The sequence below is a fragment of the Algoriphagus boritolerans DSM 17298 = JCM 18970 genome (assembly GCF_900108085.1).
In the GTDB taxonomy this organism is placed as follows: Bacteria; Bacteroidota; Bacteroidia; order Cytophagales; family Cyclobacteriaceae; genus Algoriphagus; species Algoriphagus boritolerans.
This window is the reverse complement of the sequence record NZ_FNVR01000008.1, coordinates 110,109-127,917: the sequence shown is the minus strand read 5'-3', so window position 1 is coordinate 127,917 and position 17,809 is coordinate 110,109. Positions and strand designations below refer to the sequence as shown.

At 41.6% G+C, this 17,809-nt stretch carries 15 protein-coding genes; 8 read left to right on the top strand and 7 right to left on the bottom strand.

Translation table 11 applies throughout. The annotated features are described in order from the left end of the window. Positions 1–23 precede the first annotated feature (23 nt). From C4S61_RS09720 to hemW, 6 genes are all read right to left on the bottom strand, one after another. Positions 24–2,018, bottom strand: coding sequence for a peptidylprolyl isomerase (locus tag C4S61_RS09720; protein ID WP_103924603.1), 1,995 nt, complete (start codon positions 2,016–2,018; stop codon positions 24–26). Between the two features lie 87 nt (positions 2,019–2,105). After that, positions 2,106–2,519, bottom strand: coding sequence for an ATP-binding protein (locus tag C4S61_RS09715; protein WP_103924602.1), 414 nt, complete (start codon positions 2,517–2,519; stop codon positions 2,106–2,108). 4 nt (positions 2,520–2,523) lie between these two features. Continuing rightward, positions 2,524–2,856: an STAS domain-containing protein gene (locus C4S61_RS09710; protein ID WP_103924601.1), complete on the bottom strand. Its 333-nt coding sequence runs from the start codon at positions 2,854–2,856 to the stop codon at positions 2,524–2,526. A gap of 29 nt (positions 2,857–2,885) precedes the next feature. Further along, on the bottom strand, positions 2,886–4,955 hold the full coding sequence (locus C4S61_RS09705; RefSeq protein WP_103924600.1) for a GAF domain-containing SpoIIE family protein phosphatase: 2,070 nt from the start codon (positions 4,953–4,955) through the stop codon (positions 2,886–2,888). Positions 4,956–5,048: 93 nt separating this feature from the next. Next, on the bottom strand, positions 5,049–5,357 hold the full coding sequence (locus C4S61_RS09700; RefSeq protein ID WP_103924599.1) for a DUF721 domain-containing protein: 309 nt from the start codon (positions 5,355–5,357) through the stop codon (positions 5,049–5,051). A gap of 175 nt (positions 5,358–5,532) precedes the next feature. Further along, complete coding sequence (gene hemW, locus C4S61_RS09695; RefSeq protein ID WP_103924598.1) at positions 5,533–6,654, bottom strand: radical SAM family heme chaperone HemW; 1,122 nt, start codon at positions 6,652–6,654, stop codon at positions 5,533–5,535. Positions 6,655–6,699: 45 nt separating this feature from the next. On the opposite strand from hemW, the gene C4S61_RS09690 reads away from it, so the two are divergent. The 8 genes from C4S61_RS09690 to porN all read left to right on the top strand — a co-directional run bounded on the left by C4S61_RS09690 (position 6,700) and on the right by porN (position 15,956). Continuing rightward, a complete protein-coding gene (locus tag C4S61_RS09690) occupies positions 6,700–8,400 on the top strand; it encodes a BamA/TamA family outer membrane protein (RefSeq protein ID WP_103924597.1) in 1,701 nt (566 codons plus the stop codon). A 14-nt stretch (positions 8,401–8,414) separates the two neighbouring features. Then, complete coding sequence (locus C4S61_RS09685; RefSeq protein WP_103924596.1) at positions 8,415–9,527, top strand: DUF4271 domain-containing protein; 1,113 nt, start codon at positions 8,415–8,417, stop codon at positions 9,525–9,527. A gap of 34 nt (positions 9,528–9,561) precedes the next feature. Then, positions 9,562–10,335: a uroporphyrinogen-III synthase gene (locus tag C4S61_RS09680; protein ID WP_103924595.1), complete on the top strand. Its 774-nt coding sequence runs from the start codon at positions 9,562–9,564 to the stop codon at positions 10,333–10,335. A gap of 73 nt (positions 10,336–10,408) precedes the next feature. After that, positions 10,409–11,386, top strand: a complete 978-nt coding sequence (locus tag C4S61_RS09675) for a PorP/SprF family type IX secretion system membrane protein (RefSeq protein ID WP_103924594.1) — start codon at positions 10,409–10,411, stop codon at positions 11,384–11,386. A gap of 168 nt (positions 11,387–11,554) precedes the next feature. Continuing rightward, a complete protein-coding gene (porK, locus tag C4S61_RS09670) occupies positions 11,555–12,649 on the top strand; it encodes a T9SS ring complex lipoprotein PorK/GldK (RefSeq protein ID WP_103924593.1) in 1,095 nt (364 codons plus the stop codon). A gap of 45 nt (positions 12,650–12,694) precedes the next feature. Then, positions 12,695–13,477: a type IX secretion system motor protein PorL/GldL gene (gene porL, locus C4S61_RS09665; RefSeq protein ID WP_103924592.1), complete on the top strand. Its 783-nt coding sequence runs from the start codon at positions 12,695–12,697 to the stop codon at positions 13,475–13,477. 36 nt (positions 13,478–13,513) lie between these two features. Next, positions 13,514–15,112, top strand: a complete 1,599-nt coding sequence (gene porM, locus C4S61_RS09660) for a type IX secretion system motor protein PorM/GldM (protein ID WP_103924591.1) — start codon at positions 13,514–13,516, stop codon at positions 15,110–15,112. A gap of 28 nt (positions 15,113–15,140) precedes the next feature. After that, on the top strand, positions 15,141–15,956 hold the full coding sequence (gene porN, locus C4S61_RS09655; protein ID WP_103924590.1) for a type IX secretion system ring subunit PorN/GldN: 816 nt from the start codon (positions 15,141–15,143) through the stop codon (positions 15,954–15,956). Between the two features lie 13 nt (positions 15,957–15,969). Here porN and uvrC read toward each other — a convergent pair whose 3' ends face one another. Beyond that, entirely contained in the window at positions 15,970–17,775 is a 1,806-nt protein-coding gene (gene uvrC, locus C4S61_RS09650; RefSeq protein WP_103924589.1) for an excinuclease ABC subunit UvrC, read from the bottom strand. Positions 17,776–17,809 lie beyond the last annotated feature (34 nt).

The following is a 17,809-nucleotide window of genomic DNA, read 5'->3' as shown; positions in this document are numbered from 1 at the left end:
TCCCAAGATTGGAAATCATTTAATTATTGATTCAGGGCTAGAAATGCTTCCTCTTTGACCTGAGCATTAATCTGAATCGGATACTTACTTTTCAGAGATTGGATGAGGGACTGGTCGAGGAATTCCTGATAATCCCGGATAACCAAGCCTCTTGATTCCTCAAATTCCCGCGATGCCGCCGGGAATTTTTGCCCAAGCATGACTAGGTGAAGCGTTCCATTAAGCTCAATTTCCTGATAGGATTGATTCAGATTTGCCTTGGACAGGACTAGGTGGTCTTCGTATTCGAATATGCCTGACTCGGTCTGAAAGGCAAGCGGTGTGTTGGCTTTGTAATTGGCGTTGAATTCTTGGATGAGTCCCTGATTGTACCCATTTCCACTTAGAGCCTTCCGGGCATTTTCAAGGTGACTTTTATCCAGTACTTTCACCACGAATGCTTCAACTCGGTCTTTCCATCGGTATCGATCAATATTTTTTCGGTAGAATTCAACTTGACCAAGTGAATCGGTAATTCCCTTTTGCCAAACTTCCTGATTCATCAGAGAGAAAAGCAAAATGCCGTCCCGGTACTCTTTGAGGAGCATTTGGTATTCCTTGTTGTTAGTTTCAAGGTCGTTTTCTTCTGTTTTCGCCAAAGTATTTGCCACAAAACGGTCGTACCAAATGTCAAAAGTTCCTCCTTTTACCTTTGGGCTGATTTCTTCATTCTTCATAAATTCAGCAAGATCTGAGGCGGTAGCGGTTTTTCCCTGAAGTGTAAATAATGGAGAATCTTCCAAGGAATTGGCTTCCAAAGCAGATTCAAAAGATGATTTGGTAATTGGATTTAAGACTCGGGCTAAATTTGCCACTGAGTTTTCATCCTCGACAAATCCATACCGGGCTTTTTGGATTGCAACTACCTGAGATTGAATCATCCCGGATCGGGAGTCTCTCAAAATTCTGGACCGAATGGTCTCCTCCATTTCTTCATAGGATGAAATGGGCTTTTTTTCCTCAAGGCGTAGGATATGATAGCCATATTGGGTTTTGAGCGGAGGTGAGACTTCGCCGATCTCGGTAAGTGAAAATGCGGCCATTTCAAATTCAGGAATCATATTTCCCACTCCAAACCAAGGCAGTATTCCGCCCCTTTGATTGGTGGCTGGATCTTCCGAGAATGTTTTTACTATATCTTCCCAAATGGTGCTTTCCTTTTGAATTTCAGCATAAATATCAGAAATCTTTCTTCTCGCATTTTCTTCCTGTGTGGGGTCTTCCGCATCAAACCGAACCAAAATGTGCGAGACACGAACCTGTCCCGGGTTTGGCTGACGGTCTTTAACCTGAATAATGTGGTAGCCAAAATTGGATAAAACCGGATCTGAAAGCTGACCCACCTGAAGGTTGTAGGCAGCATCTTCAAAGGGCTGAACCATCTGAAGACTGGTAAAATAGCCTAAATCACCTTTATTTTTTTTTGCAGAGGGATCATCGGAATATTGAACGGCGAGTTCGTTTATGCTGGCACCGTTTTCGATTTCACCACGTACTTTCAATGCCATCTTGAGAACAATCAAGCTATCCTCCGAACTTGCGTTTGGAGGGAATTGAAATAGGATATGGCTGGCTCTGACTACCTCCTGCATGCGGGAATAGGCTTTGCGGAGCTCCCCCTCTTCCAGGGAATTTTTAATCAGATAGGGGTAAATCAGAGTTTCTTTGAACGATTCAAACTCTTTGGTAAACTCCTCGGTACGATCCAATCCCAAGGCTTCCGCTTCGCGGACTTTCAGTTTGTAATTGATAAAAAGATCGAGGTTTTCCTCAAATTCTTCACGACTTACACCTGCCATTGGCGTATCGGTATTTTTGCCCTTGGAGATCAGGTAGACCAACTCGTCCTTGTCTACAGGTCGGCCATCAACCGTCAAAAGAGCCTGATCTCTATCCTGTGCCACCGCGCTTATAGACCATGCAAGCATGCAGGAAAACTGAAGAATGACTATATGTGCCGAAATGGTTCGGTGATTCATGAACAGAGATGCCAATGTAAGATGCAATGTTACAAAATTATCAGTAATTCGGGTTGAACCCCTTATTTTTCGGGTATTTAACCAAAATTAGGAGTGAAACCATTTGATCAGTCGGCAGGTATTGGTGCCATTTTCTGATTCAAATTCAATTTCATCCATAATTTTCTTTACCAAAATAATGCCTAAGCCACCTTTTCGCTTTTCCACCATGACTTTTTTCAGATCAGGTGCTTCATAGGTCAAGATATTAAAGGCTTTCCCTTGATCGGAAATTTCGAAAACTAATTTTTGAGCGGAATCTTTTATTTCCAAATGGATGTAATCCTCAGGATTGCATCCATGTGAATGAATAATCAGGTTGGCGCAGACCTCTTCCACTGCAAGGGTGACTTGGTGCTTTTCTATCTCTGACAGGCTTACGCCGCTCATTGCCCCTTGTAGGAATGCCCTCAATTCCGAAAGCGCTGAGGTCTGGCAAGCAAAGTTAAGCTTGTGCTTCATTCGTTTAACTGGCAGATGCCGCTGCTCTATCCTCGTAAATTGGGATCAGTTGATCCAATCCCAAAATCTTAAATACTTCGTGAACTTTAGGAGTCAGTCCACAGATTTTCATACTGATTCCTTTGTCGTTAAAATCCTCCAGATAAGACATAAAGACTCCCAATCCTGCCGAGGAGATGTAGTCTAGCTTTTCTCCGTCTACGATAATCGATTTTGCACCCCCATCAACCAATTCTTGGATAGCTTCATCCAGGATCACAGAGTTACTGGCATCGACTTCACCAAATAGGCTTAAGATTTCAATCTTGTTTTCTGTTGATTTTTCCAGACGGAGCATGGCTTAGGGGTTGTTTATGCGAAATGTTTCTAATTGTCATTGTTGAATTTAACTACCATCATTGAGTAGTCATCATCGATCATACGGACTCCCCCGACAAAAACGTGGAGTGAATCGATAAGTTGGGTTTGAATCTCATTTGGGCTTTTAGCATGGTGAATTTCCACCAAACTTCGGATGCGCTCAAAGCCAAACTGCTGACCTTTTTGATTTTTAGCTTCTACGATTCCATCAGTGATCAATACCAGAATATCTCCCGACTCATAAGTGAATGTTTTCTCCTGAACGTGATTTTCGTACTGCTTGTTTCTTAAAATCCCCAAACCCAATCCATCAAACAGCATAAATTCCGATGTTGCTTCTTTCGCTTTAAAAAGCAATGTAGGAATGTGCCCTGCGCGTGAGTGACAGATTTTTTTCTCAGCGGTGTCAATGATAAAAATTGAAGCAGTGATGAAATGATTCTTCCCAAGGCATTTGCTCAAAGCAGAATTTGCCTTGATCATAAATTGCGAAGGGCTGAGATTCAGTTGGATCAAACTGTGGAAAACCCCCTTCATCTGGGACATGTGAAAAGCTGCCGAGGTTCCTTTCCCGGACACGTCACCGATTATGAGTACGTATCGGTTTTCATCCAGTTTAAATGTGTCGTAATAATCACCCCCGACTTCATCGGCTGCATTGGAAAATGCGCAGATTTCAAATGATTTGGGATGATCCAGTTTGGTAGGCAACAAGGCCTTTTGAACCCGTTGGGCAATCTTCAGCTCTTCTTGGTATCGCTCATTTAGAATCGCCTGGTTCAAAAGTCTGTGATTTTCTACTGCAATGCAAGCCTGTCGGACAAATGTGCTGATGATATTCACCATTTCTTTGTTGAATCCATCGCGCACTTCTTTGCAAAGGACGATCCGGCCGATGGCAGTTTTATTTATTACCAATGGGACTAGGAGTGTCGATTCGTAGCGGGGATGTGCGAGTCTGATGGCGAGGGCCTGGAGCATCTCAGGATGATCAGTGGAGGCCCATTCCGTTGCGGATTTGTGGGTTTTGATTAATTCAGAAAGCTCATTTTTGGTAGGTTCATCCAAAAACCGAAGCTGATTTGCTCCTGTTTTTTGTTCTTCGGGATTGATTTCGATCCATGCAGCATCTGAGTAAGAGGCACTCATGCAGCTGTCAAGCAGGATATCGAGTACCTGCTCTTCATTTTCTCCGGGTTGAATCGATTGACTGAGCCGCTGAAAATTGATCGCCTCAGTCAGTTTTTGTTCAAAAACCGAAGAAGTCGGTAGATTGAACAGAGTCACCAAGAAACTGAAAATGGCATAAATGAAAATGAAACCAAACAAGGCCATCAGGAATAAATTGTCAGTCAGGTTAACCTGATAAGTTTCCGCCTCGGAATAGGCCATGAAGCGCCTGAACAGATATCCGATACAGATCAGAATAATAAACAGGAACAGTAAGGACTTCCACTTTTCTTTGAATGTCAGGTAAGGAATCCATTTCAGATTTCCGGAAAGCACTGCGGAAATTACCAGCAGGATAACCATTCCAAAAAGAAAGCTGTAGTCGAAATTGTTTTTGTTGAAAAAAACAAAAAACATCGCCACCAGCATGGCAAATTCAAAAGCCTGCCATTGTTTGACCACTTGTTTGCTTTTCTGATAGAGAATCAAATGCTTCCAAAGAAGGGCTGAAGAAATCAGGAAAACAGTCGTGAGCGCAAAATTGACATGGTAGAAAAAATTCTTTAAAAAAGGCTCCGTTGCAAGTTTGTTGTCTCCCAGGGATAGGTAAAAAAGTTCTATCAAAAGCGCGACGCCGCTTGCAAAAATCCCTGTAGATGCTCCCCTCCAAAGGAGGTTTAGGAAGTCACTTTGGATGTTTTTGCCAATCGAGTAGCTGTAAAATCCATATAAGGTAAAGAAAAAAAGGATCTCCAGGATCCAGGTAATCTCATCAGATATGCCCGAATTGATCTCATTGATCATCCCAAATAGCCGCACCAAATCCACAAATAGCAACCCCAGCCATACTAAGATGGAAAGAAGGAGGCTTAGTTTGCCGATATGGATGGAGGGTAGTTTGACCATCGGAATGCTATCGCAATAATACTGAAACTGATGTAATCCTGATGATCTGTGGTTAATTCAATGGTCTTTGGAGCGTTAAAAATTGTAAAAGATTCAGAGACATACTAAATCTTCCACTACTCCTTTTCCTACTTTTTCTTCTATCAGGGTCAATACTTTGGAGCGATTGAGCATCAATTCTTTTTTGACTGGCCCGGAGCTCAGTTTTACAAAAAGCTTCTTTTCGCGGATAAAGACAGCCGTAGTGCGATCCGAAATGGTTTTTCCTACAATCTCCCCCCAGAAGCTAATCAGCTGCTTTTCTTTGAATTTGTCCTCCAGTCTGTAAGCTTTTAGCAATTCATTAAATGCGGCTTCTAAGGGAGCAGCTTCTTTATTTCTTCCTGTATTATACTCGCTCATGTGTTTTTCCTGTGGTTTATTTGATGTCAATACTGGCTACGGTCAGGCGATTGGAATTTTGATTGGTTTTCCCGGTATCGAGGCATCTCAGTGTGTGACTCTTACCTCAAGTCTGTATTTTTTGGATCGATGGTTGAATAACAGTCATACCAATCACTTGCCCAGTTTACTGAAATTAGATAAACAGTTCCGATGCGATACTATCAGCCAGAAGCATTCCCCTTTTGCTCAAAGATAGGGTTTTACCATCCCATATCAGCCAACCCTGATTTTCTAATTTTACGATCTCTTTTTCTTTGCTTTGCAAAATATCAATTGCAAATTCTTGCCTCAATTCCTCTGGAGTCAGCCCCCAAACCGTTCGTAATCCGGTCAAAATTCGGTCATTTACCTGTTCTTCAAGAGTCAGAGATTCCACTTCGAAAATAATTTTATTGGTATTGATGGCTTTGAGATACTTCGGATTTGAGGCGGGATTCTGACCGCGATTTTTTCCGTCAAATGAATGGGCACTCGGCCCCACACCCAAATAGGGTACGCCCTTCCAATAATTGGTATTGTGCAATGCAAATTCGTTTGGCTTTCCAAAGTTTGAAATTTCGTATTGAATGTAGCCTGCTTTTTCTGTCTCGGCCTGAAGCCACTCAAACTGCTCAGCTACAAAATCCTCCTCAGCCGGGCGGAAACTTCCCTTTTCTGTCCATTTTCCCAAGGCAGTTTTCGGCTCAATGGTCAGTGAATAAGCCGAAATGTGCCCGGGATCCTGCCGGATCGCCTCCCCCAAATCTTTTTCCCAAATGGCATGATTATCTTTCGGAAATCCGTAAATCAGATCAATCGAAAACTTTTTGAATCCGGCATTTCTGCTTTTCGCAATAGCCTCCATGGCTTCGATCGCTGTGTGGGCTCTATTGTAAAACTGAAGGACTTCCTCCTGAAAACTCTGAATTCCCAAACTCAGGCGATCCACTCCCAATTCTTTCCACATGCTGAGATTTTCCTCCGAAAGATCATCCGGATTAGCTTCAAGGGTTACTTCCTTCCAGTCAGATGGAAACAGTTTTCTTACTTTTTCCATCAAAAAGTGCAGTTGTCTCTCCGAGAGCAAGGAAGGTGTCCCTCCCCCGAAATAGACTGTTTCGACGGCTTGATTTTTCAAGTAATCTTTTCTCATTTCCAGCTCCTTGCCAATGGCTAAAACCAGCTGATCGACCTGCCGGAGATTGGTGCTGAAATGAAAGTCGCAATAATGGCAGGCTTGCCTGCAAAATGGAATGTGGATGTAGATGCCTGCCAAGTGAATTCAGTTATCTTGCAAAGGTAATCAATCCCGTGTTGCACCTTGAAGTCACTTTTTTTGACGCTAGTTAGTTGGATCGCTTTAGGGCAGAGCATCTGTCATGGACAGGAATTGATACGGGTGGAATGGACCGCTGTTCCGACATCGAAAGTTAAACTGATCCGAGATTTCAATGAAAAGGAAGAATCAAAGAAAATAACGGATTCCCTTTCCAGAGTATTTCAGGCACAGGGGTTTTTGGAGGGATTTTTCCAGGAGAAACCTCAAGCCGATACCCTCCTCTTGCTTTGGAATTTTGGAAGACTTTTTAGCTGGGAAAAAGTAGAATTGGAAGGCATTCCGGAGGATTTTTTGAGATCATTAGGGAAGCCGGGATCACATTACCCCGATCCTTATCTCTGGATAGACCGAGCCCTTACCCATGCAGAAAATCAAGGCCTACCATTTGCAACATTGAGAATTGACAGGCTCACAATCAGCGATTCTTTACTTTCAGGAGTGATGGTGTTTGATGCCGGCCCGAGAATTACATGGGATAGTTTGGAGATATCAGGGGATAGCAAGACCGATGTTCGCTACCTTCAGCAGGTTTCCAGATTGACTCCGGGAGGAATATTCTCACAGGAGCAATTGCTAAAAGCTGCACAGACAATCCGGAGATCGCCTTATTTTTCGCTGTCAGGTGAGCCGGAGCTCACTTTTCAAACTCAACAAGCGAGGCCCATATTCACCCTTCAAGATCGCAGAGTCAATGTGTTTGATGGAGTTGTGGGACTTTTGCCAAATGAGAATGAATCCGGTAAGGTATTGATCACGGGCGAAGTTGATCTTCAGCTGTATCACCTCGGTGGCAAAGGCAGGGATTTTTCACTGAATTGGCAGCGGCTAAACATCCAATCGCAGGCTTTGGAACTGAAGGCAAAAGAATCATTTGTATTTCGCTCTCCTTTGGATGTGTCGGTAGGATTCTCCCTGCTGAAGCAGGATTCCAGTTTTGTCAACAGATCGTTTGAGTTTGACTTTGGGTATCGGGTTTCGGACGATGGATACCTTAATTTTTTCAACAAGCGGCAAGCAGGCGATTTATTAGCTACGGATGATCTTTCTCTTGATCAGGAATTGCCCTCCTCAATTGATTACCGATGGAATCAATATGGAATTGGGTTGGATTGGGACAAACTGGACTCACCGGTTTCGCCTAGAAGGGGGAGCAGATTTCAGGGGACTTTTTCACTGGGTAACAAGCGGATTCTTCAAAATACAGGATTGCCGGAGGAGCTCTATTCCGGGCTGGAGGAATCTTCGGCGCAGTACCAGGGATGGTTTTCAGGAGAAAAACACGTATTTATTAAGTCTTCCTGGGGGATGTGGATAAGAGGGGTGGGCGGATTCCTTCAAAATCAGAACTTGTTTTTAAATGAGCTGTATCGACTTGGAGGTCTGAAAAGTATTCGTGGGTTTAACGAGAAAAATTTTTTCGCAAAGAATTTTGGCTATCTCAATCTTGAACAGCGCCTGTTTTTTGATCAAAATTCTTTTTTGATAGTATTTGCCGATCTTGGAATTGTCGAAAACCCATATAATTCTCCTAAAATTGACCGTCCTTTTTCATTTGGTACGGGTATCAATTTGGACACTGACGGAGGATTATTCAGTTTTGTATTGGCGATAGGGAAGTCATCTGCCCAGCCCATATCGTTTTCCTATTCCAGAATTCATTTTGGGTATCTGGCCAGATTTTAGCGCCACTAAGAGCTATGTTAAAAATTCGGTTTTTGTTTGTCCTTTTTTTCATGCTGTTGAGCTATGTCTCGTTTGCACAGGTCTTGGAGAATTATGACGGACAATGGGAATCAGCCAAAGAAGAATCATGGCTTGGCAGCAATAATCAAATTGAGCTGAAGCTTAATTTAAACTCCTTTCCCAAGTCTGCGCTTCAAATTAGGTTGCCTGCCGAATCCACAGTTTTCATCGATCAGAAGTTGTGGCTTTTGAGTACCCTGGATACTGTCATTTATCGTGGAGTGGAGGAATTAAGATCAGAGTTTGAGAAAGATACCGTGACGTTTACTCTGGTGAGTCCCAATCTTAGCAAAATGTACGGAAGTGTCAAAAAGGTAGTAGGAGCGGACCTGCAAAATGAGTTGGCTCAACCTTCAGGAGAAATTTTATCAGGACAACGATTTGTACTGCAACCGGTGAAAGATTTTTTTTTCACGGGCTTAGTTTTGATTTTGTTTTTTATGGCATTGTATAAAATGGCTTATCCCTATATGCTTGGGCTCATGCTTCAGCCATTGGCTGTCATCAGTGCAGAGGATTTTTCGGACAGTGGGAATCTTCAAAAATTCTTCTCGGTCGATGTCCTGTTCTTTCTGTTTATTGTTGGGATGATGATTTCCGAAGCAAGTGTACTGTGTTTGGTGGTATTCAAAAAAGATTGGTTGGAAACCTGGATCGGCCTTGATTATTCATCGCTAGTGTTGATTTGGTTGCTCGGAGCATTTGGGGTGTTATTTTTGACTATTGTGAAATTCATGGGTATACGGGTAATTTCTTATTTATTTGATCTGGGCAAGGCTGAATTTTCCCATTTTTTTTACCTTCTGAGACTGATTGTATTTGGGAGTACGCTGTTGATTTTATTTGGCACATATTTCGTCTTTAACGACTACCAAGGGCTTGAATCAGTTTTCTACATTTTGATCTCGGGATTATTTTGGGGATACATCATTGGCGTGCTGGGATTGTTTCTGATTATGATGAATAGACTGAGTTTTAAGAAATACCATTTATTTACCTACCTTTGCATCGCTGAATTGATCCCCTTTCTAATCCTGTCAAAATGGATTTTGGATTTAGGTCAGTAAAGGAATTTAACCTATAATTAAGGAAATAACTAGCATGAGTGCAGCTCCAAAAGATCGCTTTAAGCCAGTAAAAAGTATTCTAGTTTCCCAGCCCAAACCCACCGATGTAAACTCTCCCTACCTTCAATTATCGGAGAAGTACAAAATCAAAATCGACTTTAGGCAGTTTATCAAGGTTGAACCGGTTCCTCCCAAGGAATTTAGAAAGCAAAAGATTGATATTCTAAAGCATACGGCAATTATTTTTACCAGCCGAAATGCGATTGATCATTTTTTTTCGATCTGCAAAGACTTTAAAATTGAAATGCCTGCAGAGATGAAATACTTCTGCATTTCAGACCAGACAGCGCATTATCTTCAGAAATATATTGTCATCCGCAAGCGGAAGCTTTTCGTAGGTCAGAAGACCGCAGAGGATCTTTTCGATTATTTCAAAAAGCATAAAAGTGAAAAATATCTTTTCCCCTGCTCCGACATCCGAAAGGATGATATTCCGGGATATATGGAAAAGCACGGTATCGCATTCACGGAAGCGATAATTTATCATACAGTTGCGGCAGATTTATCTGATTTGGCAGACGTGAAATATGATATCTTGGCCTTCTTCAGTCCTTCCGGTATCAAATCTTTAAAACAAAACTTCCCTGATTTCGTCCAAGGGAATACTCGAATTGCGGCTTTTGGACCAACCACAGCTCAAGCTGTAAGAGATTTGGATTTGATTTTAGACATTGAGGCCCCGATGCCAAACGCTCCGAGTATGACAGGAGCTTTGGAGCTTTATATAAAAAAGGCCAATAATCTGTAATCAAAAAATCAATTATTGTGGTTTTTCAGTTTAAATTCATACACTAGTTTAAAATTGGATACACCATAGCCAAATGACTACTAAAAGCCGACTGAATAACTTTTTAAAGCTTGGGTTTTTGCTTCCTTTACTCTTAAGTGTAGGAATAGTTCAAGGCCAGCAAGATGCACAGTTTACCCAATACATGTATAATGGCATGTTTTACAATCCTGCTTTTGCAGGTAAAGAAGGTGGCTATCGTTTTTCTGCGCTTCACCGATCCCAATGGCTTAATTATACCACCGCTTCAGGTCAGGGTGGAGCTCCGGTCACGCAGTTAATTACCGCTGAGGGTAGATTGGATTCTAAGAATATAGGTTATGGTTTTTCTGTTGTAAATGATCAAATCGGGGCGGTTGGAAATCTTGAAATAAACCTGAAAGGGAGTTATCATAAAAAGTTAAACCGAGCTACGATCAGCTTTGGGGGCTATGTGGGATTTTTTTCCAGCTCTTTAAATTATGATGAATTAAACTTTGTAAATCCGGAGCCCATACCCCAAAGCGGAAGGGAAAATCAAATTGCTTTGGATTTTGGTGCGGGTATTCTTTACGATCGCGGAAAATATTATCTAGGTCTAAGTTCCAAACACTTAAATGAGCCAGGCTTTGATTTTGGGGACGGAGCATTTGCAAATCAACTGAATAACCACTCCTATTTCCTATTTGGTTATAGAGTTCGGCCAATTGGCCAATTGAGAATCGAACCAAGTTTACTTATTAAAACAGTCTCTTTAAATAATTTTTCATACGATGTGAGCGTTATGGCAACACATCAGGATAAAATAACTGGAGGGATAGCTTATCGTGGAGAAGAATCAATTTCCTTAATTCTTGGATATAGTCTCCTCGGTGACAACTCTTTAAAGTTAGGTTATGCATTTGATTTAGTGGTGGGCGGATTAGAAGCTAAATCCCCCACAAGTCACGAACTAATGCTACGGTATGTTCTACCTACGGTCGGTAGAGAAATAGAGCGAGTAATCCAACGAACACCAAGGTTTAGATTTTAATTTGAACAGTTTCAGTAAAATAATTAAAAACAAGCCTGCTACGGTTCGTTTACAAAAAGGTTATTATTTGGCAGGTTATTTGCATTATTGCGCGTAATTCGACTAAATTTCGATATCCGTATCGATTTTACTTTGATAATAATTTTGATGATTTCAAAAACGTCATTTATGTATAAAAAAATGAATCTCCGATTAGTGCCTATCACCTTAGGCCTGGCCGTCGCGACTCTTTTACCGGGTTGTGGGCTTTTTAATAAGAAAGGTTCTGCGAGTGAAAAAGCCAATAGACGAGGTGAAGTAACCGGAGTAGCTAAACGGGCAAGTTGGCAGCAAAACCTTCCATTTGATATGGTACCCGTGAAAGCAGGTACTTTCTGGATGGGCCAATCTGATGAAGACATAGCCTACACGCAGTCTGCGATGAATAAGCAAATCACGATCTCTGAATTTTTTATGGACAAATATGAAGTGTCCAACAATAAATACAGACAGTTTTTGGAAGCAGTCAAAAATGGCGAACTGGCGACAGGTACTCCGACCACTTTGAAAGATCCTCCAACATTCAATCTTGACGAGCTTAAGCCAGATACAACTGTTTGGTCAACAAGCTTCTCTTACCACTACGGTGATCCTCTAATGGAATTCTACTTTGATCATCCGGCTTTCGATGATTATCCTGTTGTAGGGATTACTTGGGATCAGGCTCAACAATATTGCGAGTGGAGGACCTATCACCTCAGAGCAAATGATGAATCAAATTTTGATGTACCCTCTTTTCGACTTCCTTCAGAAGCTGAATGGGAATATGCTGCAAAAGGAGGAAAAGACGTCGCCAAATATCCTTGGGGAGGTCCTTACCTTAAAAATAAAAGAGGTTGCCTGATGGCCAATTTCAAGCCCGGTCGTGGTAATTACATCGATGATGGTTTTGCGTACACTGCACCGGTAGATGTATTTGCACCAAATGGCTTCGGGTTATACAACATGTCTGGTAATGTGGCAGAATGGGTGCTGGATGCTTATAAAACAACCTCAAGAGTAGATACCTGGGATTTGGATCCTGTGTATGACGATCCTAACGAACCTAGGAAAATTGTAAGAGGCGGTAGCTGGAAAGATATTGCACATTACCTTGAAACTTCCACTCGTACTTATGAATATCAGGATGTTGCTCAGGCTCATATAGGATTCAGAACAACCATGACTTTTATGGGTAGATCAGGATCCATGGATGTGAAGTCCTCCAAAAGAACAAGAAGATAATATTTCAAAAAACGAAAAAACCTTAACCTTAATTAATAATTTTCAATGGCCAGCAACAGTAACTCCTTTAAAGCTAAGTTCTACAGTAACGTAATGCCAAAAATCTATGGTATTGGCGCAGCTGTGGTTATCCTCGGTGCGATGTTCAAGATCCTCGATTGGCAATTTGCCAATATCATGATCGGGGTAGGTTTGACCACAGAGGCGATTATCTTCTTCCTTTCTTCATTCGAACCGAAACAGGAGGAAATGGATTGGAGTAAAATTTACCCAGAACTGGCAGATGGTACCTCAAAAAAATCTAAGGGGGATGATATTTCTGCTAAATTGGATGATATGCTTTCCAAAGCTAAAATTGGACCTGAATTGATCGAAAGTTTGGGCAAGGGAATGCAAAATTTGGCAACTTCTGCTGAAAAAATGGGTAACCTATCAGATGCTGCTGTAGCTACCAACGAGTATGCAATTAATGTGAAATCTGCGGCAAAAACCCTAGTGGACATGAATGCCTCCTATGGAAAAACTGCTGCTGCACTTACAGAAATGTCTGCTGCTTCCCAAGATGCCAAAGCATACCACGCTCAAATTGTAAACGTGACTAAAAATCTTACTGCTTTGAACTCTGTTTATGAAATGGAATTGCAGGATGCAAATAGCCATGTGAAGACATTGAATAAATTCTACAGTAACATGACTGCAGCAATGCAAGGTTTGACCGAGGCAGGAAAAGAAACTGAAGCATTTAAAAATGAATTGGCAAAATTGAATCAAAACGTTAGCTCGCTTAATAAAATCTATGGTGGAATGCTTTCCGCTATGAAGGGTTAATCAATTCCAACATCGAAAAAATAGAAATCTAAAAAGATGGCAGGAGCTAAAGAGACACCTAGACAGCGGATGATCGGAATGATGTACTTGGTATTGACAGCCTTATTGGCTCTCCAAGTAAGTAATCAGATACTCCAGAAGTTCGTCCTCATCAATGATGGAATGGAGCGAACTTCCAGAAACTATATTTCAAAAAATGAGTCTTCGGTTGCAAACATTAGAGGAGCAGTAGAGGAACAAGGAAATAATCCGAAAGATGTCCCTAAAGTCGCCGCTTCCCAGCAGGTGCGAGAGGCGACAAAAGAGATTTTTTCTTACCTGGAAGATCTAAAGCAGCAATTGATTACTCAGGCCAATGCGAAGGACGAAGAGGGGAACTTTGTCAATTCAGCATTGAAAAACACTGAAGTCCCCGGTAATTTATTCGCTAATAGCGGTAAGGGTGAAGAGCTTAAAGAGAAGCTAAATGCCTATCCTACACAAGTATCTTCTATCCTAAGTGGTATTGGAATTACAGGGATGACTTTTCAGCCGATAGCCAGAGACGCTAAAGACATCGACCTTTTCGCAAATGACAGAGAAGCAAGAAACAAAAGCTTTGTTAACCTGACTTTCGTGAAATCACCCGTTGGAGCAGTTTTGGCATTGATCTCACAGTATCAAAATGAAGTTTTGAACATAGAGAGCGATGCATTGAGCGAAATCGCCAAATCAATCGGTACATTCTATTTTAAAGCAGATATCCTGGAGGGTAAAATTGCAGCAGTATCAAACGTGGTAGCGGCTGGTACCAAGTTCCAAGGAGATATGTTTATAGCATCAGCTTCTTCTTCAGCAGCTCCTACAATGACACTCAGAGGTCAACCTGTTCCGGTTGAAAATGGATTTGGAAAGGTTGAATTCACCGTTCCTCCTGCTAGCAGCTATGATGACAGAGGGCTGTCCCGTCAAGTGCTTACTGGTGAGATTATCACCAACGTAGGTGGTGAAGATCAGGTGATTCCAGTGGAATACGAATACTTTGTTGCTCAACCGGTAATTAAGGTTTCTTCTGAAGTAGTTCAGCAATTATATGCCGATTGTGCCAACGAATTGTTAATTGAAGTCCCTGCATTGGGGAATACGTATTCTCCCGACTTTAGTGTAAGTAATGGTCAATCTATCAAAGGGAATCAACCGGGTCAGCTAACTGTAATTCCAGGTGCTTCCGGCAAAGTGACTATCGGTGTAAGCAGTGGTGGAAATAAAATCGGAGATGTAGCGTTTGATATCAAGCCGGTTCCCTTACCTACTATAAAAGCGTTGGCATCAAATGGTTCTGAAATGGACGCATCTGTAGCTCATGCAGTCAATGTTTTCAGCGGGATGAAAGTGGCAGCAGTTGCTGAACCAACATTTGCTCGGACCATGGCCAAAGATTCCAATTTTGAAGTATCCGGTGGAGAAATTATACTTCTAAGAAGTGAGGTTCCAAGAGGTTCAGTCCCAATTGGTGGAAGTATGAGAACACTTCTCGAAAGTGCTAGACCTGGTGACGACATCGTAATCCGGGTTACCCAAGTAACACGTACCAATTTCAGAGGAAATAAAATCAACTCTGAACTCAGAACAATTTTCCGACTTGCTGTTAAGTAATCGGTTTTCGAAGTAAACAAAGAAAATTATGAAACGATTTTTGCAACACATCTTTCTGGCAGTATTGGTTGTGGTTGGCTTGCTACCTGGTAGCGTCAATGCCCAAGTAGCCACTAGTGTCAATCCATCAGGATTTGGTGATCGCCAATTCTCAATGGATACCATCAATTCCGCTAAACGAATCCGGGACGATGATAAGATGTATCAAATCTCTGTCTGGAGAAGGGTAGACTTGAGAGAAAAATATAACCTTTCGCTTTACGGATCTGGAGATAATAAAGCAAACGGCATCGTTAGCCATATTTACAAAGCCGTGGTGGATGAAAATGCACTGGAGGTGTTTGCTGATGATGAATTGACCCAACCGCTTTCTATTGCTGAGTTTCAGGATAATTTCTGGATTTCTGCCAATGGAGATTCCATTTTTACCAAGCAACTGTATTACATCGATTTTAAGGAAGACTTTGTGTTTGACAGACACCATTCAGATCTTGTATTTGACATCAAATACATTGAATTAGTAATGCCTTCTCCTACGAATGCAAATGCAGGTCAAAAAACGATTGGTTATATCCGATATAAAGATTTCATCAATTATTTCAAGAATCATCCAACTGCTAGATGGATTAATTTCCAAAACCTTTCCAAAAGCCTGACTTATGATGAAGCGTTTGAATCTAGATTATTTAGATCTGTGGTGAGAAGGTTTACCAACCCGGATGATGCTTTGATTGCTGATTTGGTCAGCTCCGAGCATCCAAATCCTGAAATGCAGGCCTATCTTAATTCTTTGGAATTTGAGTACAAACTATTGGAATTCGAAAATTCCCTCTGGGAATGGTAAAATTAAAAGGGGCTTAGGCCCCTTTATTTTTTTCAATCCAGTCTAAAAGTGAATTGGTCCGACTCTTTCCAACAAGTTCTGTTAACTCTGCTTCTGTTGCAGATTTTATATTTTTTACCGATTTGAAATGTTTCAGCAGTTTGTCAACAGTATTTTCTCCGATTCCCGGAATCTCTGTCAATTGGGTGTTGAAGGCATTTTTGCTTCGGACATTTCGGTGAAAAGTTATCGCAAACCTGTGAGCTTCATCGCGGATTCGCTGGAGTAATTTTAAGCTTTCTGATTTTTTTTCAATGTGAATGGGATAGGAATCTCCCGGAAAGTAGATTTCTTCCAGACGCTTTGCAATACCGATTATCGGCATCTTCCCATAAATTCCCAACTCCTGAAGTGCTTCAACGGCTGAGGATAATTGTCCTTTGCCGCCATCAATTACAATGAGCTTTGGTAAGGGCTTCCCCTCTTCGATTAATCGCTTGTAGCGTCTTCCAACGATCTCTTTCATACTTGCAAAATCGTTTGGCCCATCCACTGTTTTGATATGGTAGTGGCGATACTCTTTTACAGCTGGTTTGCCTCCGAGGAAACACACCATACTGGCCACAGGGTTTGTTCCTTGAATGTTCGAGTTATCAAAGCACTCGATATGATCCGGGATATCGGGGAGACTGAGATCCTGTTGGAGTTGACGAATGACCCGGTCTTTTTTGTCTTGATTCAGGCCCTGAAGCAGTGCTTTTTCCTTTTTGTAAAATAATGCATTTTTCAAGGAAAGCTCTATCAACTTCCGTTTATCTCCGATTTTAGGAACGGTCAGATTTAGACCTTCAATTGGATTCTCCGGCTCGATGTTTACGAGGATTTCTTCGGCATCACTTTGAAACTGATCTTGAAGTCTTACGAGTGCGGTGATGAGCAATTCTTCACTGCTTTCATCAAGTTTCTTCTTCAACTCCACATTTTTGGAAGTAATCATGGCCCCATTAATGACTCGCATGTAGTTCACATAAGCGTATTTTTCATCAGACACCAAAGTACACACATCCAGATTCTGAATGCTGGGGCTGGTAATCAATGACTTCGATTGATATTTCTCCAGTAGATCCAGTTTATTTTTCATTTTCTGGGCTTTTTCAAACTCCAGATTTTCTGCCAAGGATTGCATTTCCTGTCTGAAATAGGCTTTGGGAACACCAAGGTTCCCTTTTAGAATGTGCTTAGCCTGTTCGAGATCTTTGAGGTATTGTGTTTCTTTCTGCAGTCCGACACAAGGCCCCTGACAGTTGCCAATATGAAATTCAAGGCAGACTTTATATTTCCCTTCGTCTATTTTGTATGGAGAAAGATCAAGTTTACAGGTTCTGATGGTAAAGAGATCCCGGATAAGATCCAAAACATTGTTCATGGCCTTTACGCTTGCAAAGGGACCAAAGTAGGTCCCCCGTTTTGGAATATGTTTCCTGGTCTGAAAGATTCTGGGAAAGTGCTCTTTGGTGATCAATAAATAGGGATATGTCTTATCATCCCGGAGCAGGATATTATATCGGGGCTGGATTTTTTTGATTAGGTTGTTTTCCAGCAGGAGTGCGTCCAATTCACTATCTACCAGTGTGATTTCGATGCGTCGGATTTCCTTGACCATTCTTCTGGTCTTGAGATTTTCTCCGGTATTTTTATTGAAATAGCTGCTTACCCTTTTTTTTAGACTTTTGGCTTTGCCTACATAGATCAATTCATCGGCCTCATTGAAATACTTATATACCCCGGGATGGTCGGGTAATTGTAAATGTTCTTCTGGGAGAAATGAGGAAGACTGCATGGCCTAAAATTAAAAAAACAGCCCTTGATTCAGG

Excerpts from the sequence above, each read along its gene's own strand:
- C4S61_RS09685 (WP_103924596.1), top strand. The coding sequence starts at position 8,415 with ATGTTAAAAATTCGGTTTTTGTTTGTCCTTTTTTTCATGCTGTTGAGC.
- C4S61_RS09680 (WP_103924595.1), top strand. The coding sequence starts at position 9,562 with ATGAGTGCAGCTCCAAAAGATCGCTTTAAGCCAGTAAAAAGTATTCTA.
- C4S61_RS09675 (WP_103924594.1), top strand. The coding sequence starts at position 10,409 with ATGACTACTAAAAGCCGACTGAATAACTTTTTAAAGCTTGGGTTTTTG.
- C4S61_RS09720 (WP_103924603.1), bottom strand. The coding sequence starts at position 2,018 with ATGAATCACCGAACCATTTCGGCACATATAGTCATTCTTCAGTTTTCC.
- C4S61_RS09705 (WP_103924600.1), bottom strand. The coding sequence starts at position 4,955 with ATGGTCAAACTACCCTCCATCCATATCGGCAAACTAAGCCTCCTTCTT.
- C4S61_RS09715 (WP_103924602.1), bottom strand. The coding sequence starts at position 2,519 with ATGAAGCACAAGCTTAACTTTGCTTGCCAGACCTCAGCGCTTTCGGAA.
- porL (WP_103924592.1), top strand. The coding sequence starts at position 12,695 with ATGGCCAGCAACAGTAACTCCTTTAAAGCTAAGTTCTACAGTAACGTA.
- uvrC (WP_103924589.1), bottom strand. The coding sequence starts at position 17,775 with ATGCAGTCTTCCTCATTTCTCCCAGAAGAACATTTACAATTACCCGAC.
- porM (WP_103924591.1), top strand. The coding sequence starts at position 13,514 with ATGGCAGGAGCTAAAGAGACACCTAGACAGCGGATGATCGGAATGATG.
- C4S61_RS09710 (WP_103924601.1), bottom strand. The coding sequence starts at position 2,856 with ATGCTCCGTCTGGAAAAATCAACAGAAAACAAGATTGAAATCTTAAGC.
- porK (WP_103924593.1), top strand. The coding sequence starts at position 11,555 with ATGTATAAAAAAATGAATCTCCGATTAGTGCCTATCACCTTAGGCCTG.
- porN (WP_103924590.1), top strand. The coding sequence starts at position 15,141 with ATGAAACGATTTTTGCAACACATCTTTCTGGCAGTATTGGTTGTGGTT.
- C4S61_RS09700 (WP_103924599.1), bottom strand. The coding sequence starts at position 5,357 with ATGAGCGAGTATAATACAGGAAGAAATAAAGAAGCTGCTCCCTTAGAA.